Raw genomic sequence first — 24,021 nt, 5'->3', positions numbered from 1 at the left:
TAATCTCACCCTACTGGTTTGAAAATTTTAACAGCTTCATTCAGTTGTTCGTTGGTCAATAACCTTGTGTCAAATAAGTTCAGTCGACCACTGAGAGAGAGGTAATTTGCAAACACGGAGGCCGCAGCAACCTGAGGGCTTCCCCCAACAAAGTGGCGATCGTTGGCCTGCTGTCCCTCTGTGAAGTGACCTAACTGAAAAGCACTCGTTACAGGGCGTCCAGTAGGATGATAGGCAAACATCAAGGCACTGCCGCCCCCACCGCGATCACTGGTAAACTGCGCGCTGGAAGTATCAGATACGACAGAACCCACTGCTCCATCCGAACAAACATAGACCATTCCTGGTTTGCCCATCGCCGCAAACGACTCCAATATCCGACCGATGACTTGACCTGCCTGAAGATCACGCCCATCAGTGGTCGCACGTGGATTGCCATGATAGTCATAGCCACCAAGCTCTAGGTTGACTGATCCACAATTACCTTTGAGCGCATTGTAAACCATCGCTCCAAAAACAAAGTCCCTATTGTTAGTCGCTGTATTGGCATTTAATCCCCAAACCCCAGCGATAGCCGCGTTGTTAAGAGGGCTGGTACCAGGATCTGAATTGCTCATGAGCTCCTTATTTTGACCAGTCGCACACCTAATCAAATCACCCAATTTACTTCCACCAGTATACTGAGAAATCTGGCGGGCCTGAGTGGTGCTCAAATCTTCAACCATCTTGAAAAGACGGCTTTTCTGTGTCGTACTTAGCGCATTCAGGCTTCCCGCTACTCCCAGAGCACTCGTGATGTCATTGTATTGGCTCACAACAAGCGGAGTCGGAGGCTGTACAAAAGCATAAGCATGCTTTGTTCCAGTTTCGGTTTGCTGGGTGCCTAAGTTTTTCAGGAGACTTCCCTCGAGTCCAGATTTGGCTGCCATTCCAGTTACGTCAAACTTGTTGTTGCTTGAGTCATCTTGAGATGTGACACAAACTCCAACAAATGATGTTTTATCCCTTGTTCCGGGAGTAGACGTTGTTCGAATGCCGGCCAAGAGTTGGCTCGTCGCTACAAAAGGTCCACCGCCAAATTCACTGCGGTCTACATTCAGCTGGGAAGTCGCTCCCATGCCCAAACGATTATATGATGGCAGCAATTGTCCGCCGGCATCGTGAGGAACCCAATTTCCCGACAAGCCCGCTCCACCCGACAAACTGAGAGTAACGAGAGCAGCAAGATCGGTATTGCCTCCCTTGGAACAAACTAAATCGGCCGCTTGGGCTACGCCATTGTTTGCCAACACGTTATAGATGGAAGGCAAAGTCATCGCAGCTCCAAAATGCATCATTCCCGAAGCCAAGAGTTCCCTTCGCGAAATTGGCTTTCCATGCTGCTGAACATAGTTTCGAGAAACGGTATTTCGTTCCTTTAACTCTGGGTTTCTTTCTTCCATTTCAAGGATCTTAAATTTGTCTTTTTTGCTCAATTTGCTCATAAACTTCCTCAACTTTCATTTTTCAATTTTTAAAATTCAACTGCGCTCAAACTAGATAACATGCCCGTGCACACTGCCAACATGCCAGCTCTGGTTTGGGCTGGAGTATCGGCTGCGCCAGCCTGAACAATATCTTGATAGGCACTATCAATTATATCTGTCTCACTGGGCTCTCCCTGCGGGCCAGGACTAGTCAAATTGTCACGCTGCCAGCAACTTCGGGCTAGTCGGTTGACAACTAAGCGAATCGCGCCACTTGATACCGAAGAAGGTCCACGAGTAAAATCAATTCCATCGAAGATAATTCTTTGCACATCTGGTTTGGGCGTTTCCAAAGAAACTAAGTCGTTACAAATCTCACCAGCAATGGCGACGATCCCCATCATCATTGGACCTGAAATCGAAGTCGCATAGCCATATTCTGAAATGGTACCTAAACGCTGAGTCCATTCCTGAACAGTCGCAACGCTAGGTGTTCCAATCCCTGAGCAGGAAGTCATATTGTCCAATATTTGCTTCGCATAAACGGTTGATACGGTTCTCTCGCCTGGAATCACCTCGAAATCCTGGTTTTCATCACTGGCGGGTCCATTTGATGCTGAATCTTTTTTTGAACTTCTTCCGAGAAGGTCACTGCAACCGTGACCGACAAATACCATCGTCATGAAGAGTCCTATCACCACCGAGAAAATTCTCATTTTTCCTTTTATTTTCACAGACATTCTATTCTCCCCTGTTCATTCAATTAATAATTAATCTTCAACTATTGACCCAAACACTCTCTGCTGATCGCAATGCGCTTAAACAATTCTCTGAGACTGTAATTCGCTTCCGTAAAGGATTTAGCCGCATTTTTTAACATGTCCTCTTCAAAGCTCACTGGATCGCGCTTGCACACTGAGCGGAAAACTCTGCGGGCCAGGCAACGCGGATATGCACTTGATTCACTTAACATCAAACCAAATTCTGAGGCTCCAGAACCAGACACTTTCGATCCCCAACCAAAATAGGAACTATTGGCACCGGACCGAAGGTAGTTTATAAAGCTGTCTCCGCTCGATTGAAATCCACCAGGAAAGGTATCTGCATTGCGATTCATTTTAGCTGAAATTCCCGATGGGCTTTCCTCCATCGAATCCCGATCGTCGCCATCGCCATCAGGCATGATAGATGCGTATTTAATCACATCATTTGAAAAATCGTAGCGAGCAAAAGCATTTCTCAGGGAATCCATCACACTGTGACAAGCGGCACATTTGGAGGAATACTGGGCGGTATCCCCGCCTGGAAAACGATCGACATCACGCCCGACCCAGTTATCGGACTGCTTGGAATCAGCCCATCCTTCAATATCATTGCAGAGAAAAATCTTAAATGAATACTGGATGATTCGTCGATTGGTTCCTGCCGATGCATGCGCTTGGAGAAAAGCCCGACTTGTCAAAATCCCAGCTGGATCAGGATTGTCTACAACTCCTCCGGCGCCATTGTAAATCTTTTGTCCATCGACTTTAACCAAGACTCTTTTTAAATCAAAATTTCCGCTCGAAAGGGCATCATAATGATTGTTGGAAACAACAATATCGCTCAAAGTATTGCGGACGACGGCCGCCTTACGAGGGTCCCCCTGATAGGTGAAGTTACCTGTCAACAATTGTTTAGCATTGATATCATCGCGAGTGACACCAATCACCGTTGCAACAAAGTCGCTCAAAGGAGCATTGACTGTTTCATCGCGTGTTGACATTCGGCCAGCAAAATCACGCACTGTAATATTATAGAAATCAGCTTCTTGAGAGGCCAAATCAGCCGCGCCAATCATGTCTTGAGCATCTATCCTTTGACCCATCTCCCTTACAACTGGATTATCTATTGAAGTACTCACCCCAGCCAGCCGCTTATAGAGCAAAATCGCCTTTTTTCGACCTTCAGTAATGGGATCTCCAGGCACGGGCTTGTAAGCAGGATAAACCTTATTACCAGGTGCCGCATCTCCGCTGATGTCCTTAGGTGTGAGTGCGCGACAATATATAGCTAGAAGATGAATCTTCCCAAGCCAAGCTCTCTCTTCTGTTTTGAATTTCGTTTCAACTGCATCAGCACGTGCAGCGGGATCAAGATATGAAATCTCATTTCCAATACCCAATATCATTCCATTGTCCCAATTGGCAAAAGTGCCCCTTGTCTCATTGCTCAGAACTGTCTCGCGCAATATATTGACCCCATACTCATCGCTCACATAGAGACGGGTGACGCCAGAAGCATCGCGAGAGAAAAAGACGTGTTGAAGTTTCTTAAAAGCAGAAACTCCTTGTTCAGTGATAACTTCTGCTCCATCGCGACTCCCAGAGGTTCTGACAACGGCATGAAATCGATTTGAATCTATATAGTCCTGCCCTAAGAAAAAATTTCGATTGGTGGATGAGAGCTGATCCGCGGCATTTCCTGCCTTGTTTGAGAGCGTGACAATTCTGACAGGCTTCGGGCGGGGCGGACGATCCTGATTGTTCTCAATCCAGGCTTCAATAGTCAATTCATTGGATGCTTTGCAGGCATTAACGATTTTTGTGGCCGGTCCACCTGAATGGATCAAGGTTGGAGATTCAATATCAAGAGCACCTCCAGAACGAATGACGGCTGTGGCAGAATCAATCGTTAAATTCAAAGGGGTTCCCACGCCGGAAGTATCAAGAACAGGACCTGTTGTATCATTGAATTCATAAAGAGCCACGATTCCGGCCCGCTGCCCTGGAAACTCCTCTGTGCCATCAATAGCCAGTCCAAACGAAGTCAATGGCAAAAATGCGAAAGATAGGCCTAATATTATTTGGCTACTTTTCAATTTGATATTCCTTTGACTCATCCTCTTACCCCTCTTGTTCCCAAAACAACTGTGCACTCGAAACATTCCTTAGCGCCCAGCGCTCCAATAAATCACTTCAGATTGACAATGTAGGCTGCTCCAATGTTTTCAGCCGATCCATCATCCAAACGACTTCCACAAATAGCTCGACGATTAGACATGGCAACAGAACCACCGAACTCATCGTTTAAAGCTCTATCACGTGACATAATTTTGAAAGTCTGAGTCCAATTGGCTCCGCTGCGTCGATAGTGATAAGCAGCTCCTGTTTTTGAGTCATCCCAGTAAGAACCAATCAGCAGATCATCTCCAGCTAGAGCAATTGAAGCTCCAAAACGATCTCCATTTGCCACGTCGCTTGCGCCTATTGCTGCGGTTTGAACCCAGGTTCCAGTATTCTCAAAGATGTACGCGGCTCCCGACGAAGTTTGACCAGACCGACCTGTGGCAAAGATGGCCCCAACAGCGATCCGCACCCCATCAGTCTTCACGGAAATTCCAAACATGTCTCCAGCCTTTTTATTTGAAGACTCTAAAGTCTGAGAAACTGTCCAATTGGCGGCAGGCTTTTTCAGCACGTAGGCTTTGCCATTGCCATTTGCCTTGAAGGTCTCATTGTGAGGTGCGCCGACCACAATGTAATCGGATCCTATGGCAACGCTCGCTCCAAATTCATTGCGTCCGGTATTGCCACTAACGACAACTTTGCTTCCATCTTGAACCCAGGCTCCACCTGATAGGTTGTAGACATAAACCGCTCCCGCATAGGCCAATTTTGATCCCGCTGTTTCAACATTGTTGTCCCAAGGTGCTCCGACCACAAGCTGATTTCCCGAAAGAGCCACGGAGTACCCAAAAAGGTCTCCAACATCCTGCACATTGGGTTGAGAAGGAGTGATCTTCGCAGTTTGTGTCCAAGTAGAGCCAGATCGATCGAAAACAAAGACGGCTCCAACTCCGGCGGTGGGATGATAGGGACTTCCCAACACGATTCTACTTCCGCTGATGGCAACACTCTTCATGTTATCACTCATCGCGGCCTCTGTAGGAATCAATTTTTGCTGAAAAATCCAGCTCGTACCATTGTAAAAAAAGACATTCGCAGCTCCGGCCCCGTCACCGCCCTCACTGTCACCAGTCTCAACGACAACCGCGTAGTCACCGTCAATCGCCACCTGACTTCCAAATTGATCATTTTGTGCTTTTTCTACAGCAGCAATTTTTGTCTCCGGAAGACACTCGTTTGTCACATTTACCACAATTGTTTTTGCAGGCGACTCAGCACCGCACTCATCTCGAGCGACCATTGTCACTGTGACCGGACCTGTCGGTTGACACTGACTGTTCGCAGGCTGCTGAAATCGGATACTTGCCGCATTATTATTGAAATTGGTTCCGTTGTTATCTGCGCAATCTACGTCGATAATATTATTGACCGAAGTTGTACATCGAAGCGAATAAGTCTGATTTAGATCGTATGGTCCCCCAGCATTTGTTCCCGTCACAGCTACCTGCGGAATATTCGAAGCTGTACCTGAGAGCGGCCCCATTCCCATCGGAAAGGAAAAGCTGGCAAAAGTATCCTGCACAATTGTCGGAGCTGGATTTTGAAAGCACCTTGTTCCGGTCGTATAGGTAATTCCAGAAGACATGTCTGGAGTGGTGTTACCATTTACAGCACAAATTCGAAAAGAGTATTGCCAAGCCCTAGTTAGATTGGCAATTAAGCTGACCGTGGAATTGACTGAAAGCACTGTGCCGGTCCCGCAGCTTGCCGGAGCTGTTGTTCCTTCTTGATACGCCACGCGATATCCGACAGTGCTTCCTCCTCCCGGAGTCCAGTTCAAGGAAATGCTATTAACTGTATTTGCTGTTAAATTAATTCCCGCTGGATTGGGTGGGGGAGGGTTTCCCGTTACAACAGGGGGCGGTGTGCCGCCTCCAGGAGGTGGTGTGCCGCCTCCTCCAGGAGGTGGTGGAGTGCTTCCTCCTCCGGATGGATTATTGCCATTTCCGCTCGCATTATCGACAAATCCATCACCATTTGGGGCGCTTCCGTTAGGAACTCCGGCGGGATCACAATTCTGAAATAAGACGATCAACAAAGTTAATGAGACCATAAGCGTATGCTTCTGTAGCCGACTTGATCGATATTTGAGCCACTGATTTTTTACCCTATCTCTAAATATATTGGGCCATTTTCTGATCACCACGCCGCTCCCCCTTAACTGATTAACCCGCTCAGTTCCATCTTAACCTATTGCACGGCGTATGCCGACTGGACACTTGTCTAATGCCTCCTCATGTGACAGTTTTTAGTCAGTGTAAGTTTGCCCGACATTTCCCATTTTATATTTTGACTCGAAACGAGAATTTGATTCTCTCGTGTGCCCGTTATGATACGTTTATTTCGAAAATCAAAAACTGATATTTCGAACAAAGTGGCAAGTGTAGCCTTGGGGATTCTTATACAAAAATTTCTGATGCTCATCTTCGGCGCGCCAAAATTCTTTATACGGAATAATTTGAGTCACAATGGTATTTTTCCATTTTCCAGATTTATCAACTCGCGACTTTACCGCCTCAGCTATTTTCTTCTGTTCACCATCAGCGTAGAAAATCGCAGAACGATACTGTGTTCCCTTGTCATTGCCCTGTTGATTTAAGGTCGTTGGATCATGAATTTTGAAGAACTGAAGTAAAATTTCTTCATAACTTAGCTTTTTTGGATCAAACAAAATTTGAACGGCCTCAGCGTGATTGCTCTTGCCCAATTTTACGATATCATAAATGGGATCTTTCACCTCACCCCCACTGTATCCCACCTGGGTTTCAATGACTCCTGGGATTTTTCGAATCAACTCTTCTACCCCCCAAAAACATCCCCCAGCTAAGGTCGCCAGTTTCCAAGCCCTTTTTTCGGCAAATAGAAACAAAAACTCCCCGTAGCCCTCCTCTTTCATTTTTTCGATCGATACAAATCTGAGAGACGCCGAATTGATACAATAGCGAAGACCTGTGGTCGCAGGACCATCATCGAACACATGACCAAGATGAGAATTTGCGTATTTCGATCGAACCTCTGTTCTTTTCGAAAAGAATTTGCGATCCTCCTTTTTGACGATGTCTGAATCGACCAGAGGTCGATCAAAACTGGGCCAACCGGTCCCAGAATCATATTTATTGAGGGAGCTAAACAAGGGTTCACCCGTTACGACATCAACATAAATCCCATCATCCTTCTTATTCCAATAGGCATTCACAAACGGCTTTTCCGTTCCGTCCTCTTGCGTGACAAAATATTGTTCAGGAGTCAGGCGCTTTTTCAATTCTTCCTTGGATGGAACTTCTTTGTATTTTCCTTTGGTCACTCGACCTCCCGCTTCAGCTCCCCATGAATTAGTTGAAATTCCAAAAAGAATCACTAAAAAAAATAATTTCATTGCGCCCCATCCTTGCTATATTGCCTAACGATGCTTCACTTGAGGCAGAGGGAAAAGTACTGACCGATGTTCGATTAAACCAATCTTTTTAAAATCGTCGAGAAGTTCTCTCAATTCCCCTGCCGCTTCATTCCCCTTTTTAATACTAAAAACGTAGGACTTCTTCTTTGTCCGAACCAAAAGAGCCGGTTCCCATACAAATGGATGAAAGATATAGTGTCGCCAACCCAATTCTCTGAGGTTTTTCCAAGACATAATGTGCTTCAAATAGAAGATCGCTTCAACTCGTTCGATATCCTCAAACGCAATGCGATAGGAATAAAACGTCAAACTTTTCACAAGCAAGGAATGATTCACCACCATCAACTTTCGCGGATAGGCGCTAAACGTGGCAATCAGAATCACAACGACCGTCAAAGATTCCGTCCAGGGCAAAAGGTATCCGTTGAAGATCATCACCTGACGCAGATCAATCAATTCTGGAATTATCTGTTCCAGAACATATTTCGCATGATCAAACATAAAGGCAGAGAGAGCCAGAGCAGAGAGCTCAACCAATTTTAAGCCAGGATATCGAACCTTCCGAACCCATCTCACCTCACTGTGGTTGAATGGTTTCAAGGTGATCCACCTCATGACGGACAAGCCGATGAGAAAAATTAAAAATCCAAACACCCAATCATCGTATCGAAAAAAAAGATTAGATGAATCTAATATCTCGAGACGACGCTGCGGTTGGAAATGCTTTTTTAAGGCTTCATTCATTTGCTCAGTTGTCAAATCCCGAGCCATGGCGTAAGGGGAAATAATATCCCTTCCGTAACGGTTTCGCAATTCTCTCCAGGCCGCAGAAAGTGAATAAAGAGATTCGCTGTCAGATTCAACCAAACTGAGCTGCTTCAAATAGGCCGCACGCGCACTTTCAAATTCAAGACCAGAAAGTCCTCCTTCGGCAATACTCATAAAAATCGATCGAACTCTTGATTCAATGTCTCCATAGTCAGCCCGATGAGCTTCAAGCTCAACACTCGCAAATCCAACTCCAGACTCTGTGTAATATCGCGGAACAACTGTATAGGTTTGCCCCCTCTGATTTCTTATTTCCTTCATCAATTCACTGGCCATGAAATTGATATATATATTGACGGCGACTTCTTCTAAATAGGTCAAATCGTAAAGCAGAGTGCCAACTTGAAGGCTTGGGACATTGTCAGAGGTAATGTCATGGATGACCTGAGGTTTGCCCCGCGGCCTTGGGGTCTGCGCGGGCCTTACCTCATGTTTGAAACTTGACGAAAAGGCGCCCCAGGAAGTTCGCAATATCTCCTTAATCTTCGTCGGATCAAAGGTTCCAGCAACATAAAGTCGAGAATTACCGGGGTAATAATAGCGATCATAGCGATCCTGAACTTGGTCCAATCTAATTTTTTGGTTAGACAATCGATTTTCTTCTTCGGTAAAGGATGTCTTACCAATATCCATGCCAAAATTGTACTCATAGAATTCCGGAGCTTTAAGGTAAGGAAGTGTCAGCCATTTGGCCGCGTCGAATCCAAGAAATGAACTCACTGGATTGGCTTCTCCAATTTCCAATTGAACCTCACGACGCGACTTCTCCAAATCCTTTCTTTGAATTCTTCTACCCAACATCATTTTTGCAAAGGTCTGAATTGTCCAAGTCACTTTCCCGCTCGGAACCGTCGCAAAATACGAAGTTGTCAGTTTTGAAGTGATCCCGTTGCCCTGTCCTCCCTTTTCTTGGATCACATCAAGAAAAGACATATTTGATGAAAGATCCGGATGCCTAAATAGAGCATGTTCCAGAAGATGAGATACTCCCAGGTTGTCGACGTCTTCGGAGCCATAGCCGACGTCAACCTCATAATAGACCTTCACGGTTCGAGCTGCCGATTCAGGCGACAGGATCACCTCTAAGCCATTCTCCAGGACGAAGAATTCAATCTGATTATAAGGATCATCTGAATGGGAATGTGATTGGGTTTGGAACTGAGTTTGGATTTGGGTTTGGATTTGGGTTTGTTCTTCAACTGAAGCAAAGGAAAAAAGAGAAGCAAAAGAAACGAAACTCAAGAAAAAAGTACCAAGAAAAACATGGTTCACTCTTTACCCATCATCCCAATCACACTCCGTTTCAACTGTGGGACTCACTGATTAAAACCATCAACTAAAACCAACGTTTTACTTTGCGAATCAATGAGTTATTTCGCTCAACAATATAGAGATTCCCCGACGCATCAAAAGCCAATCCTCCGGGTCTATTCAGAAGTGCCTGGAAAGCATCAACCCCTTCATGCTCATAGTGCAGAGGACCACCAGATCCTTTGACATCACCCAAAATAGATCCAGCCCTGAGCGTAACCGGAGCAAGCCCAGAACTGCGATCTCGACAGATGACATTGTGATTTCCGTTCAGGCCATTTGTATGACCAGAAGAATAACACAGCTGGTTTGAAAAAGCCGCAATTCCAAAAAGTCTCGGAGTTCCAGTCTCGGCAAAAATCGTATTTGCACTATTCGCATTAACAGGAACACCCGCAATTGTTACCTGTGCCCCTGTGTAATTGGCATACCTAATTCTCGCTGTTCCTTGATTTGTCTGATCGACAAAAAAGAAATTACCTGTGCCTGGGTAACTCGGGTCAAAGACCAATGAAGTGGGATCATTCAAAGTAACCCCAGCCAGCGGCCCCTCCCCATAGTTTCCAGAATTGCATGTTCCCAAGTAGGAAGTGATAATTCCGGATGAAGATACCTTTAGGATACAATCATCGGCACTATCTGCGATAAAAAGATTTGTCCCATCTGAGACAATCCCTTCAGGATTGCGAAGCCTCGCATTGGTGGCAGCCCCTCCACTTCCTTGAAATGTGGCACAACCATTAATGATGTTTCCAGCCACTGTAGATACTTTCATTGAGTTGACCGTCACGCCAAAGATAGTCTGTGCCGTGGCAGCTCGATTATAGGCTCTCACAAGACAATTCCCTGATGTCGCATCTGAATACAAGAGATGGCTTCCAAACGGAATCACACCACGCGGGTCTCGCATCCTCACATTTGATGGATCCTCATTTTGAATATTCCCATCTCCAGAAATTCCTTCTCCAATAATTGTCGACACCAAACCCGTAATCAAATCGACCTGGCGAATTCGGTAGTTTCCGCTATCTGTAAAATAGAGTTTGCTATTTCCCGCATCGATAGACATATCGTAAGGCAGATTGAGAACAGCCTCGCTTGCACTTTCATCGGCACCACCCACAAGCCCGTAGCGCAAACGACCAGCACCCACATCTGTGGATACCAATCCTGAGGCCAAGGTCATTCGACGTATTCGCAGATTCGAGTAGTCCGCAAGAAGAACATCGTTTCCAGAGGCAGTCATAGACATGTTAAATGGGTTATAAACGCGAACAAGATTTCCAAGAGCCCCATCACCATTGTACGCAGCGTTTCCATCTCCTAAAACAGTAGCGCCCTCGAGGGCGTTGACTGTCGTTCCGCCATGAAGCTGACTGGAATTCAAATTGTTCACATACATCACGCGATGATAGTTATAACTCGGCAAGAAGAACCCTTGCACAATTCCGCCCGATTCGTGAACTCCAAGTCCGTAAACTTGTCCCAAACGAAGAGCTGCACGGGCACCGCCCACATAGGTGCAGTCAGTAGTCGATCCAGCTAGCGTACCCGTCTGGCCAGAAAGCACCGAGACTGTGGAATTAAAAAAGTTAATTGTACCGCCCGTGCGATTCCAAACCCTCAGCCGACAGTCATTTCCCGATCCCACCTCTGTCCAATAGATATTTCCCAAAGAGTCTTTTTCGATGCCTTGAGGAGCATTCACCTGAGCTGTTCCAGCACCACTCCCTGCGGTTCCTTCTCCATTTCCAGCGGCTGTCGACCCTGATGCAACTGTGCCCACAACAACTCGAGCAAGTCCGGTATTCGCATTAACCTTCTTGATAGAATTAGACTGAGAACAGGTCACATAGACATCCGGATCGAGGTAGACCAAGTCACGAGGAGAGCCACAGACATGCGTTGTCCCTGCTGTGTCTTGATTGTTGGTTGCCCCTCCCTGACCGGTTCCAAAGGTTCCAAGCAGAGTCGATGCAACTCCCGTTGAATCAATTTTTGCGACGCGATTGCTGCTGATATCAGCAACAAAAAGTCGGTCATTTGCCGCATCATAGGCAATGCCGCTGGGATTGTATAACTTAAAATTGTTATACGTGCTAAAGTCATCTGTCCTGCCTATGGCGCCGTTACCCACAACCATAACCGTTGTACCAGCTGGAATTGTCTTGCCCAAGCGAACAATATCCGATCCTGAACGGTTATAAAACCAAACGGCATTGTTGTGACTGTCAGCATAGACCCAGTTTCCAGACCCATCATCGATCACGTCTCGAGGGTAGATTTTTTGTTTGGTTTGATCATCCACAGGATTGAGACCTGAACCGCCAGAAGGAACTCCAACCAAGGTACAAATTTTTCCGGAAGTCAATTGATTGCAAGCGTCCGTAAAGCGATTGACACTCACACTCCATGAATAATTATCCGTTTCGGTATTGTCCGTCACTGAAACTGATATCGTGTGGTTTCCAGTCAATGAAACGTTTGGCTGAAAAATCACCTGACTCCCTGTTCCCGTATTGCTTGCTGAAAGTGTGGCGCTTGGATTGCCATTTAAAGTCCAAGTGTAATTGAGTGAATCCGAATTCCCGTCCGTGCCATCAATAGTGAGGGTCATCTGAGATCCATAATTAATAACCTGGGAGCTCGGCGTTGCCACCGGATTAGAAAGAACAGGGGCAGCATTGCGCTTAATCGAAAAGGTATGGGTATCTGAACTGTCTGAATCCTCGACCTTTGCGATCAAAGTGTGACTCCCAACAGTCAACCCGGCTCCTGTTAAGGTGTAGAGATTTGTTGCTGTTCCTACGGCCACTCCATCAAGTTTCCAGCTATAAACTGTGGGGTTTTTGCTGTTGCACTGATGCTAAAAGCAACGCTCCCAGTTGAAGTCACAATAACGAGCGCGGTCGTCGGACTGTAGCTGTTGATCGCTGCAGTGATGGGGTTTACAACGTCGATTCCCCAAGAATAGGAGGTGGTATCATTTCCGTCGTAGACCTCAACTTTAATTGTACCCGAACCGACCTGAGTCAGAGTTGGAGAAAAAATGGCAGTCGAGGTGCCAGCCGAACTTGTCACCGCAAAGAGACTCGGCGCTTCGACTCCGTTGAGTTTCCAAGTATAGGAAAGAGAATCTCCATCTGAATCGGTTGCCTGAACAGAAAAACTGATTGATCCGTTCACGTTGACAGAATTTCCAGTGGCGCCAGGAGTCGTCAATGACAAAGCTGGGGCGGCATTCTTGCGAACATTGAAAGTCTTCGAAGCCGCGTATTTGGTATTCCGCGCCTCAACAACTAGCGAATGAGAGCCAGAGGTGACCGAGGATCCATTGAGAACATAGAACGGATTTGACGAAGAGGCCACCTCAACAGCATCTAGCTTCCAGACGTAGGTAACTTCGGCTCCGGCTGTGGGTCCAAGAGATACGGCAAATGTCGTTGATTTTCCATCTGCGACCACCACGGGATCACTTTCAGGGGTGTATCCAATTATATCAACCTCTCCAGCCGAAATAGATGGTTCTTCTTCAAGAAAATCGAAAGCCGTACTGTTTTTCTTGCAGCTCGAAACAGAAACAGCCAACATCGCAAACGAGAGCGAAACTAAAATTGACCTGAAACATGAATGCAGAATCAGACAACTATGAATGGACCCCTTCGCAGCGCGATTCTCTTTAACTTTTTTCATCCATTTGACATTCGCCATAACGAATCTCCAAGCGATAGTTCACGCACCTCATCTAGACCCCAGTCAAACCTCTTGTTTGATTTAAAGTCCTCAGTTCGGAGCGGATAAAATGGGTTTCAAAAAATCCTTAACACATTATTTAAATCCCTATTCATTGGACCATTCTACACCTTTAATCGACATTTCTTGACTGAATATTCACTCACAAATATGACTCAGTTGGATAAACTGAGTCAGACCGATGCATTCCAATTCGGAGAATTTATATTAATTCAAAAAAATCGAATTGAGATATGTCTCGAAAGTATCATCTCAAAAGGAGAATACGACTCCACCGACTGCAGATAATTCGGTCGCAGTGGAATCACGAGTGCCCTGCAATAAAAGATAGCGAATCTCTCCCTTTATATCAAAAGCTCTGGCCAAGGATCTCTCAACGCCCACATTGAACGAAAAACCAGCGTAGGTGCTCTGCACTGATTGAAATTGTCTCTGTGAAAAGCCCATTCCCAAATAGGGCCTCCATATGCCGTCAACACTCATTTTAGCGTTGTCGACGGCAGCCAATATCCTCCAGCTGGTGCTAATCGGATAATAAACAAAGGAGCCATCGATTCCGAAGCCCAAATCTCCCCCTAAGATGTCGCTCATCATTAAACTGTAGCCAACAATCAATTCCAATTTTGGAAGCAGTGAAATCATATAGTTAATTCGATAGAGTCCAAAATTTGAAATTTCGCTGCTGGCTGTGGCCGTTTCGGCCGTTATGCTGTACCAACCTGTCATCACGTCTATCTTTGTCGCGCGAGCTTTCTGAGTCGAGACAGCCAGCGCGCTAACAAGACAAGCGAAAACCCAAATTGATTTTTTGAATTTTCCAATTTTAGGCGACATTCTCTTCTGTATCTCCACTGTCATTCTGCTCGTTATCAGATTCAACCTGAGAGTCAGGCTCATTCTCCTGAGCTCTCTCGACATCCACAGCTTTTTGATTGAGACTTAACCCCTTCATGTACTCCGCATAGCTCCTGGCTATCCTCTCCCTGATCAATCCTATCTGACGAAGCTCAGGGTTTCTTGAATCAAGGGCTTTCAGTTTTTCAATAAAAATGAATTTCTGCTTATTTGAAAAATGCCGATCTATATTTGCTCTTTCACTTCGATTCACGTTAAACAGAGCCAAAGCCCAATCGTCTAAGCTAATCATATTAACAAATTGCTCCATATGAGCTTTATCATCTTGCACAACACGATAAAAGGGAGGTCTTATTCGATGAATCATTGCCGTTTCTGGGGATGCTCGATAGATATCTCTCTCTGCCGCCACGTCAGAGACATTGAGATAGGCAATGAGATCCTTTTCCTGCCTGTATGTTTCAAGTATCTCAAACGGAACTGGAGGTAAAATTTCCATCGCTTTTTCACCGATTTTCTTGATTCGCTCCACAGTAACCTTAGTGGGACGAAATTGAGGATCTAAGACGGCACCCCAACTTCCAGGAAAGGCCTGACGGGCCGTTGGAACCGAAACATTTTTTGGCATCGAATGAACGATGGCCATCGATTCCTCTTGCTCAATTGTCCGTAGAAATCTCACTCTAGTTAACTCATCCATTCGCCAAATTTGTATCAGCAAGGCTTCCCATTCCTTCCCTCTTTTTGATTTTTGAACTCGACAGAGACGTTCAAGAATTTCCAAACACTGGGGAACCAATTCTCCTGGTTCGATAAAGGCCTCCATCCAGTATTCTCCCCTTCCAAGAGAAAATAACCGACGTTGCATATCGAGAGGAAATTCAGAAATCAGTGCTCCGGTGGAACGAGAGTCATTCTGTGCAAACCGATCCAAATTTACAATATCCTCGAGACGAGGAAACTCATCAGAATAGAGTAACTCATGCACTCGACCAGCGATGACTTCTCTGATCTTAATCGGATCCGTAAAGCGAAATTCACCGCCACCCATTCCGCTATTCTTATTTTCATCTGCCATAGACACCACGGGCGGAGGACTCACAGAAGCTTGACTGTTTTTTGACCCCAAAGACGTCTGCAACTCGCTAAAAGAACGAGTCATTCGACGCAAGGACATACGGGTGATCGCATAAAGTCCGAGAAGAAAGATAAGGATCGCTGCCAAACCAATTCCTGCATAAACTGAAAAATTCGGCAGTCCTGACCAGGAACGCTTCAAAATCTCTATCTTATCTCTGGCTGGAACAAGTCTCAAAGAAGAAATGAGAGTCTCTTTGATTTCGGAAAGTTCCTCATCAGCGACCGATGAGGGCACTGAAACAGAAACCTGAACAGATTTAATTCGTCTGCTCAACACATACAAAGTCGCGTTGGGATCATCCCACTCATCCCGAATCTCTTCATCTTGTAGTAAATAATACGGCAAAGCCTCTTGTTTCGCCTGATAATTGTCAGCCGAAACTCGCCTCAGAGGGTCAATACTGACAACAACTGAAAATGGCAGATGAGGAAATCGAGATTTCAGAAAATCCATCGCTTGTCGTTTGTACTGATCTTCCAGCTCAGCCACCCGCGGGTGACGAGTGTCATTCTGAGCCCAAACGCCCGACGGAATCATCACTGCAAGAGGCAAAAGAGACGACAAGAGAAATGATGCGACAACTGATTTTTTCACCCCTTACCTCCACGTTCGACGGCAGGCTCAACAACCAATACGACCTTTCGAGCGAGGTCTCTGGGGTCTCCACTCAAGAAATTGACACCCGAGGCCTTGAGTTCCTCCGAAGTGACCTCCAATTCACCCAATCCGCTGATCCTCATGGCATTAAGGGGAATTCCCCTCGACTGCAGGATCCTCATCGCAGCGACCGACCGCAAGGCCGAGAGTTCAAGGTTATCATTGAATCGCCGATTTTTTGTTCTCAATACCTGTCGAGTGTCCGTAAAGGAGTGAACGCCCAGGCTGTATTTCCCCGCAAAAGGAAGATAGGCCGTCACAAAGTCGCTCAGCATCCTGATACCCTCTGACCGCAAATCAATTTTTCCAATATCAAAAAAGGAAACACCGGGAAATTCGATAATAATTTTCTGTCCCACCTGATGAACTTTGGCGCCCAATTGATCAATTATTTTTTGGTCAATTTCTGTCGATTTTTCCTCTCCAATATGCAACTTATAGGAACTCTTATCGATGGGCTTGTCCTTGTCAGAAAGACTTTTTAAACTTGCCATCAGGGATTCTTGAAGGTGTTGTGCTTGATCGGCCTTTTGATCCACGGTAAAATAAAGAACAAAGAAGCTCAAAAGTAGGGTCACCATATCACCATAACTGATCGCCCACGTCCCCTCCGTGTCAATTTCTTCGTGAGCTCTATGTAAATTGCGACTGATTGCTCTCATATCTCCTTCTGTTCTGCTTTCACGCAGCGCCTGCGCTCGGAAATTCGGTAATTGCGGTCAAGTCGATTCTCTGATCCGTATCAACAAAAGAATTTAACATTTCCTGCGCCTCTAGAACGGGAGTGCCGTCTGCCGCCAAAAGAACGGCCTGAATCGCAATTTCTGCAAGGACTTCGTCCATCTTCGCAAACCTATTCATTAACTCCCCGCTGGATTCACGAACAGGTTGGCGACCATCAGTCCGTAAAGTGTTGCGTCGAGGGCAATCGCCATCCGAATGCCCGTCTCCTTTGCGTTCATTCCCTCTGAAACCCCGCGCATCAGATGCACCAGTCCAAAGACCGTACCAGCAAGTCCAAATGCTGGAGGATATTTTGCCAATGAACGGACAATCGCGCTCACCCTAAAATTTCGCTCATTTGCTTGATAGACTCTTTCCTTTAAAATGATTTCAATTTTATCTGGATTAAATCCAAGAGAGATCAATTCGAACCCATCGCGAAGAATTCTCTGCTCGAGACGTGACGGATCAACCTTGAAATCTTTTAGACCATTTTTATGTTTGGAAATAATATCTAGACAGAGTTGTAAAAATTCTCTCTGAGATGGTGCCACATAGACGAACAACCTCTTCAGATTTCGTGCAAAATCGCGGTAGATATCCCAGGGCGCAATAATTGTTGCGACGGCCATGGTTCCACCCAACACCATCGCAAAAGCCACAAAGTCCCAATAGCTATTGTAGGCCTGCTGAAGATGAACAACAACTGCCACCACACTGGAAGTTGCTATAATGAGTCCAACCAGGTAAAACATGGCTAATTACCCGCCGGAGAGCGAATGGAATATATCTGTTTCAACTTAACCACCATTCTTTGTGTTTCGCTATTGTTTGGGCTGAGCCTCAGCGATTTTTCATACGAGATCAGGGCCTTCTCCAAGTCTTTCATCAGATAATGAGTGTTCCCCATAAGGTCGTAAACAACGCTGGAGTTCGGGAATTTATCATTGAGATTTTTCAAAATTCGAAGTGCGTTATCGTACATTTTTGCCTGGATATGAGACTGAGCCTGAGCCACCGATCGAGCGACTTCTTCGACGGCTGCGTCCTGATCCGTACAAGCTGCCGGCAATTTGCTTTCTCTCATTTCAATATCAAGACGAATACTCGCAGCAAAGACAGTCTTTGGAACCAAGTAATGCTCGGCGCGAAATCCCTCTTTCTCGACAATCAATTTTATCGAATCCCTGGCTGAGATGAGAGAGGATAACTGTCCATGCTCAACGGAGTCTTGCCCAGGCGAGAGGGCTGCTGTCCCGGATAGACGACGTACACATCGGCCCCTTCGGGCGAGGTCTGCACCGTCAACATGCTCGTTGTACAACCTGACAATAAGATCCAAGCAAAAGCCAAACCGATCTTTGCTAGTTCTAAGATAAAATTGAGGTTTAAAGACTTTATCTTGTGCATCGCATTTTTCACTTTTCTTCAGCTACCCTTGGCTCTCGCGAGCCTGGCTTGATTGTTTCTGTCTCCCGGTTTTTTCTAGCTATTCTACTTGAATGCTAATTCGGTACTTCAAAGACCTTAATAAAATGTTGATGAAGAATCTGGACCAAAGCAGGAGAAGAGATGCGCAATAGAACGCTGCGATAATTCTCTGAGCGCTTTTTACTCTGGATTCTTGGCCCAAACCAATACAGGTGATAGGATCCAGACCATGGTCTGTAATATCATTTTTGATCTTGGGGGCGTCCTGGTTGACTGGAACCCTCGCTACCTTTACCGCGAAGTCTTTAAATCAGAAGACGAAATGGAGTATTTTCTCCAATACGTTTGCTCTCCCGAGTGGAACCTACGGCTTGATGCGGGACTTTCATTTCAGGTTGCTATTTCTGAGCGCTGCTTAGAATACCCTCAATACGCCAGAGAAATTCAAATGTACTGGGAGAGATGGCCACAAATGTTAAAAGGAGAAATTTCAGCCGTTGTAGAAATTTTTCGCTATTTCAAAAGCCACAGCGATTACAAAACCTACGCTCTCAGCAATTTGTCAAATCAAACATTTCCCATTGCGGAGGAACGTTTTGATTTTCTTAAAGAGTTTGACGGGGTCATTCTCTCCGGAAAAGAAAAAGTCATAAAACCTGATCCCGAAATATTTCACCGCCTGCTCAACCAATTCCAACTCAGGGCCGAGCAGTGTCTTTTTATCGATGACAATCTAGACAACGTAAAATCGGCCTTGGATCTCAATTTCCTTGCTCTTCACTATCACAATCCGCTCAGCCTGAAACACCAACTGCGACAACTCGGCGTTCTTGGGTATGCCTAATCTCGAGTGGCTCGAAATCAAGTCTCATATGACTCGATACCAAGCACACACTTAGCTCATGTGACTGATGACGGCCTCGCCAAATTGAGAACAACTGATTTCTTTAACACCCTTTGCTCCCTCCATTGTCATGAGACGAGCAAAGTCATAGGTCACCGTTTTGGCTCCAATCGCTCCTTCGAGTCCGGATATCACCAAATCAGCAGCCTCATCCCAACCAATATGACGAAGAAGCATCTCTCCTGAAAGAATAACCGAGCCGGGATTTACCTTGTCCTGATCCGCGTACTTTGGAGCCGTTCCATGAGTCGCTTCGAAAACGGCATGACCCGTCTGGTAATTGATATTTCCTCCAGGGGCAATTCCGATCCCTCCAACCTGAGCCGCCAAGGCGTCCGAAAGATAATCTCCGTTGAGGTTCAGCGTCGCTATGACATCAAACTCTTTGGGTCGGGTCAATACCTGCTGAAGCGCAATGTCAGCAATCGCGTCTTTAATCAGGATTTTTCCTCTCGCCAAAGCTTCGGATTGCTCCGCATTGGCCGCATCTTCCCCTTTGCCTTTTTTTGTCTGCTCCCATTTGTTCCAAGAATAGATTTGGTCTCCGAATTCCTTTTCAGCCAAAGCGTAGCCCCAATTCCTAAAGCCGCCCTCGGTGTATTTCATGATATTGCCCTTATGAACCAAGGTCACCGATTTCTTCTTCTGAGCGATGGCATATTCAATCGCCGAACGAACCAATCTCTCGGTTCCCTCTCGGGAAACAGGTTTAATTCCAATCCCACAGGTTTCAGGAAATCGGATTTTTTTGTAAGATCCTGGGAAGGACTCTTTCAAGAAACTTAAAACCTTTTTTACGTCCTCAGTCCCTTGCGCAAATTCAATTCCTGCATAAATGTCTTCGGTGTTCTCTCTGAAGATCACCATGTCCACATCTGAGGGTTTTTTTACGGGAGAAGGAACACCTTCAAAATAGCAAACAGGACGCAAGCAGACGTAGAGATCCAGAATTTGACGTATAGCCACATTTAAAGACCTCATCCCCTCACCGATCGGTGTCGTCAAGGGACCCTTAATCGAAACCAAATAGTGGCGAAATGCCTCGATCGTATCCTCAGGAAGCCAATCCCCATATTTCTTAAAAGCCTTCTCTCCAGCATAAACTTCAAACCAAGCAATCTTTTTCTTGCCCTGATATGATTTTTGCACCGCCGCATCGAGAACCGCTCTTGAGGCTCGCCAAATGTCAGGACCTGTTCCATCTCCCTCGATAAATGGGACAATGGGATGATCGGGAACACTGAACCGACCCTGCGAAAAAACAATGGTCCCTCCCTCTCGAGGCGGAGTCAGGTCCTTGAACTTCGGGATCGCAGCAGATGCAGAAGACATAAAGGGCTCCTTCAGGTATGAAACACAATTTCCCTATTTAGACACCAGGTCCCTATGTGGTCAACATCCCCCCTGACCTTTTATTGGACAGATCCTCATTTTGCGGTAATGTCCTCGGCATGAATTCAAACCAATCCACCTCCCCTCTCTCGAACAGGACAATTAAAAAGATTCTGATTCTGCGTTTCTCTAGCTTTGGAGACATTGTCCAGTGTTTTTCGGCGGCGGATCATTTAGCCAATGGTTTTCCTCAAGCTGAAATTCACTGGGCCGTGAGAAATGACTCAGCTGATCTTGTTTCTTCTCACCCAAGGGTCCATCGAATTTTGAGTCTTGATAGAAAGAGTGGCTGGCTCGGATTGTGGAAACTTGCAATAAAGATGAGGTCTGAAAACTATACCCATGTTTATGATGCTCATTGTAATCTGCGATCGCACCTTTTATCTTGGATTTTATTATTTCCATTTTTTGGCGGGCCTTCATTTCTCAGGCGCAAAAAATACCGAATCAAACGCTGGTTCCTCTTAAGCCTTGGATGGAAGGTTCTGCCTTGGCCCTTTCGCGCTTCCCAGTCATTTGTTCTGCCTCTGGAAAAATGGAATATCAAGTGGCAAGAATCCCTTGGACGTGATCTTCGACTTCCCGAGCTTCCTGAAAATCTATTTACTTCTTTTCAGCACCCAAATCTAAAATTGTCTGAAGCGATAGTTGTCGCGCCCTCGGCCGCCTGGGAAATGAAGCGTTGGCCAATTGAGTCCTGGGCTGAACTCATTCGTCAAATGGAAGAGCGCATTTTTATTGTCGTGGGAGGACCGGCTGATGACTTCTGCTCAGTCATTCAGAAAATGTTTCCGGATCGAACGATCAATTTGGCGGGAAGGCTCTCTTGGCTCGAGACCTCTCGGCTCATCCGAGAAGCAAAGGCTGTCGTCAGCGGAGACACGGGCGTCCTCCATTTAAGTGATTATTTGAACAGGCCCACTTTTGCTCTCATTGGCCCAACGGCCTTTGGCTTTCCTTCCTGGAAAAATTCGAAAGTGATCGAAATCGATCTCCCCTGTCGACCCTGCACAAAAGATGGACGTGGAAAATGTTCTCAATCTATTTATAAAAAGTGTTTAGTTGATATTTCTCCCCAGCTCGTGTCGACCACTTTGAGAGGGTCTCTCCTGTGATTAAAAAAAAAATCAGTCCGCTTTTTCTTCTGTTTTTGTGGCTCTATCGCTGGATTGCCGTCCCTCTGATGCTGACCCTTCTTTTTACTTTTGGACTCTGGCTTTCACCGAAAATGCGAAGGGGCTTTCGCCTTCGACAAGAGAGCTCAAAGCGCCCAAAGCCTCAGTGGATGGGAAAGCTCCGGCCAGTTTGGATTCACGCGTCATCTGGTGAATTCGAATACGCCAAAAGCCTGATTCGCGAACTGAAGGAGCGTGAGCCTCATGTTCCGATTCTGGTCACTTACTTCTCTCCAAGCCACTTTAAAAGTATTGTGAACACCAAAGGCGTCGACTGGCTTGAGCCGCTCCCCTTAGACACTCAGGCGGCCACTCAAAGCTTTATTAAGCTGTGGAAACCAAGGCTTCTCTTGATTGCTCGCACGGACCTGTGGCCAGAATTGCTCTTTCAGTGCAGGAGAGCGCAAGTTCCTTCGATCCTCTTTAGTGCGACCTTCTCTAAAAAAAAACTGAATTCTTTTTTACCCAAACATCTCTTGCGACTTCTCATTCCTCTTCTAGATGAAGTTCATGTGGTCAGCCAACAAGACCAAGATGACCTGAGTCAAATCAGTCAGCTTGATAGCAAACATTATGTTACGGGAGACACTCGATATGATCAGGTTCATTTTCGTCTGGCTCACCCCAACGCTGCTCTCAAGCTGCAACTTAAACCTTCTCCAGGAGACTCCGTGCTCATTGCCGGGTCGACCTGGCCCGAAGATGAAGATGTTCTTCTTGCTAGCCTCGGCCTCTTTGTTGAGAGCGGCCAGCTGAGGCTGATGATTGCCCCACATGAGCCCACAAATAAGCACCTTGTGGATTTAGAACATCGCCTTTCAGAGCTCGGCCTGCAATCACTACGCTACTCTCAGGCGAACCTGTGGACACCAAATGCTGTTCTCCTGATAGACGAGGTTGGTATTTTGGCTGATCTCTATTCTTGGGGACAGCTCGCTTTTGTCGGCGGCTCGTTTCGAAACTCCGTCCACAGTGTGATGGAGCCATTGGGCTCTGGATCACTCACATTCGTTGGCCCTCATCATCACAACAACCGTGAAGCCATCGAATTTAAGGAAATCCCGGCCTTTAACGTCGACGTCGACTTCGACGTTGGTAACAGCAAACCTCCCACTGGCGCCGAAAGCTTAAAAATGGTCGAGGTTGTAGATTCCCCTGAGCAATGGAAACAAAAATTGGAGAGATGGCTTTCAGCACGGGAATATCATTCTCTCATCAGCAGGCAGATCGCAAATGAAGTGATTCGAAAAGGAGGAGCCACCAAAAGGATTGCCGCTCACCTCTTCCAACTTTATTTTTATTGAATCATTGTCCAATAAGAAGACATCTCATTAGATCCTCAACATCGACACTCAGTCAAAACAAGAGGTTACAAGCTCTATTTCTGTCCCGAAATATGCACACTAAATTCATTGTTCTGTCATTATTCTGGATTAGGCCATGACCTGTGGCACGAGCCACTTTGTCGCATTTTGGACCACTTTTCTGGGGGGACTTTGATGAAAAGGGCAATTAATTTCGGACTCATTGTCACATTCGGATTCCTCATTCTCTTTAGTGCCAGCTGCTCTAAAGATAAGTCAAAAGACTCAGACACTGACCTTGCTCAAGAGCAAGGCGAGCCTGTACCCGTCAATAATATCAAGGCCAGCACACCGACCTACACAGGCCCCGGCGGTAGTATTTGGAACCATGATGTGACACTTGACTACATAGATCGATCTGGCGTTTCGTTTTTCTCAGTGGTCTCTTCCTCTTTGAACAGTTCGCTCACGCCTCAGCTCACTACCATTGATCAGTCAGTGATCATCGTCCTAGGTCCTAAACCCTCCGTGTTCTTAGGAGAGGAACAGCGCGAAGATTCAACTACTTTCTATCGAGTTGTCGTTACTGGAAATTTCACTAAAGTGAACGGAGGCTGGGACATAGAATTCTTTCACAAGACATTTTCTCGACTCAAATCACCCTCAAATTCACCCGAGGTTGAAAACGCCCTCAGCGCCAGTCACGGCATTGCTCGCATTCGACACTAAAAATATT

Annotated in this window: 20 protein-coding genes; 4 read left to right on the top strand and 16 right to left on the bottom strand. The window is 46.0% G+C overall.

The genetic code is table 11. From position 1 onward, the window contains the following. Positions 1–5: 5 nt before the first annotated feature. From IPJ71_01790 to IPJ71_01720, 15 genes are all read right to left on the bottom strand, one after another. Positions 6–1,484: a hypothetical protein gene (locus IPJ71_01790; protein MBK7842418.1), complete on the bottom strand. Its 1,479-nt coding sequence runs from the start codon at positions 1,482–1,484 to the stop codon at positions 6–8. Positions 1,485–1,513: 29 nt separating this feature from the next. Beyond that, positions 1,514–2,206, bottom strand: a complete 693-nt coding sequence (locus IPJ71_01785; GenBank protein MBK7842417.1) for a hypothetical protein — start codon at positions 2,204–2,206, stop codon at positions 1,514–1,516. Positions 2,207–2,247: 41 nt separating this feature from the next. Then, positions 2,248–4,347 (bottom strand): hypothetical protein, encoded by a 2,100-nt coding sequence (locus IPJ71_01780; GenBank protein ID MBK7842416.1) that lies wholly within the window; start codon positions 4,345–4,347, stop codon positions 2,248–2,250. Positions 4,348–4,418: 71 nt separating this feature from the next. Further along, complete coding sequence (locus IPJ71_01775) at positions 4,419–6,467, bottom strand: fibronectin type III domain-containing protein (protein MBK7842415.1); 2,049 nt, start codon at positions 6,465–6,467, stop codon at positions 4,419–4,421. A 297-nt stretch (positions 6,468–6,764) separates the two neighbouring features. After that, complete coding sequence (locus tag IPJ71_01770) at positions 6,765–7,790, bottom strand: bifunctional methionine sulfoxide reductase B/A protein (protein ID MBK7842414.1); 1,026 nt, start codon at positions 7,788–7,790, stop codon at positions 6,765–6,767. A gap of 24 nt (positions 7,791–7,814) precedes the next feature. Then, positions 7,815–9,911, bottom strand: a complete 2,097-nt coding sequence (locus tag IPJ71_01765) for an insulinase family protein (protein MBK7842413.1) — start codon at positions 9,909–9,911, stop codon at positions 7,815–7,817. Positions 9,912–9,975: 64 nt separating this feature from the next. Continuing rightward, entirely contained in the window at positions 9,976–12,765 is a 2,790-nt protein-coding gene (locus IPJ71_01760) for a hypothetical protein (GenBank protein ID MBK7842412.1), read from the bottom strand. Beyond that, a complete protein-coding gene (locus IPJ71_01755; GenBank protein MBK7842411.1) occupies positions 12,756–13,661 on the bottom strand; it encodes a hypothetical protein in 906 nt (301 codons plus the stop codon). Before IPJ71_01755 ends, IPJ71_01760 begins: the two co-directional genes overlap by 10 nt. Positions 13,662–13,955: 294 nt before the next feature. Beyond that, positions 13,956–14,537, bottom strand: coding sequence for an outer membrane beta-barrel protein (locus IPJ71_01750; GenBank protein MBK7842410.1), 582 nt, complete (start codon positions 14,535–14,537; stop codon positions 13,956–13,958). Then, positions 14,527–16,293, bottom strand: a complete 1,767-nt coding sequence (locus IPJ71_01745; protein ID MBK7842409.1) for a hypothetical protein — start codon at positions 16,291–16,293, stop codon at positions 14,527–14,529. The genes IPJ71_01750 and IPJ71_01745 overlap by 11 nt, the downstream gene beginning before the upstream one ends. Further along, the gene (locus IPJ71_01740) at positions 16,290–17,018 is read right to left on the bottom strand and encodes a hypothetical protein (protein ID MBK7842408.1); all 729 of its coding nucleotides are present in this window, start codon (positions 17,016–17,018) and stop codon (positions 16,290–16,292) included. The genes IPJ71_01745 and IPJ71_01740 overlap by 4 nt, the downstream gene beginning before the upstream one ends. A 19-nt stretch (positions 17,019–17,037) precedes the next feature. After that, positions 17,038–17,217 (bottom strand): hypothetical protein, encoded by a 180-nt coding sequence (locus IPJ71_01735; protein MBK7842407.1) that lies wholly within the window; start codon positions 17,215–17,217, stop codon positions 17,038–17,040. Further along, entirely contained in the window at positions 17,217–17,834 is a 618-nt protein-coding gene (locus IPJ71_01730; protein ID MBK7842406.1) for a MotA/TolQ/ExbB proton channel family protein, read from the bottom strand. The genes IPJ71_01735 and IPJ71_01730 overlap by 1 nt, the downstream gene beginning before the upstream one ends. A 2-nt stretch (positions 17,835–17,836) precedes the next feature. Then, the gene (locus tag IPJ71_01725; GenBank protein MBK7842405.1) at positions 17,837–18,253 is read right to left on the bottom strand and encodes a tetratricopeptide repeat protein; all 417 of its coding nucleotides are present in this window, start codon (positions 18,251–18,253) and stop codon (positions 17,837–17,839) included. 2 nt (positions 18,254–18,255) lie between these two features. Beyond that, on the bottom strand, positions 18,256–18,489 hold the full coding sequence (locus IPJ71_01720) for a hypothetical protein (GenBank protein MBK7842404.1): 234 nt from the start codon (positions 18,487–18,489) through the stop codon (positions 18,256–18,258). A gap of 250 nt (positions 18,490–18,739) precedes the next feature. Between IPJ71_01720 and IPJ71_01715 the strand changes: the two genes are divergently transcribed. Then, positions 18,740–19,354 carry an HAD family phosphatase gene (locus tag IPJ71_01715; protein MBK7842403.1) on the top strand — a complete coding sequence of 205 codons (615 nt, stop codon included), beginning with the start codon at positions 18,740–18,742 and terminating at the stop codon, positions 19,352–19,354. A 51-nt stretch (positions 19,355–19,405) separates the two neighbouring features. On the opposite strand, the gene icd is transcribed toward IPJ71_01715, so the two are convergent. Then, positions 19,406–20,746, bottom strand: coding sequence for an NADP-dependent isocitrate dehydrogenase (icd, locus tag IPJ71_01710; protein ID MBK7842402.1), 1,341 nt, complete (start codon positions 20,744–20,746; stop codon positions 19,406–19,408). 272 nt (positions 20,747–21,018) lie between these two features. Here icd and IPJ71_01705 point away from each other — a divergent pair, with 272 nt between their 5' ends. The 3 genes from IPJ71_01705 (at position 21,019) to IPJ71_01695 (ending at position 24,014) form a co-directional block, all read left to right on the top strand. Next, positions 21,019–21,921, top strand: coding sequence for a glycosyltransferase family 9 protein (locus IPJ71_01705; protein MBK7842401.1), 903 nt, complete (start codon positions 21,019–21,021; stop codon positions 21,919–21,921). Continuing rightward, positions 21,918–23,285: a hypothetical protein gene (locus tag IPJ71_01700; GenBank protein ID MBK7842400.1), complete on the top strand. Its 1,368-nt coding sequence runs from the start codon at positions 21,918–21,920 to the stop codon at positions 23,283–23,285. Before IPJ71_01705 ends, IPJ71_01700 begins: the two co-directional genes overlap by 4 nt. A 195-nt stretch (positions 23,286–23,480) precedes the next feature. Continuing rightward, entirely contained in the window at positions 23,481–24,014 is a 534-nt protein-coding gene (locus IPJ71_01695; GenBank protein MBK7842399.1) for a hypothetical protein, read from the top strand. The last annotated feature ends 7 nt before the right edge of the window (positions 24,015–24,021 follow it).

Source organism: Bdellovibrionales bacterium, from assembly GCA_016714165.1.
Taxonomy (GTDB): domain Bacteria; phylum Bdellovibrionota; class Bdellovibrionia; order Bdellovibrionales; family UBA1609; genus JADJVA01.
The sequence above is the reverse complement of the archived record's forward strand: the minus strand, read 5'-3'. Positions and strand labels throughout refer to the sequence as shown.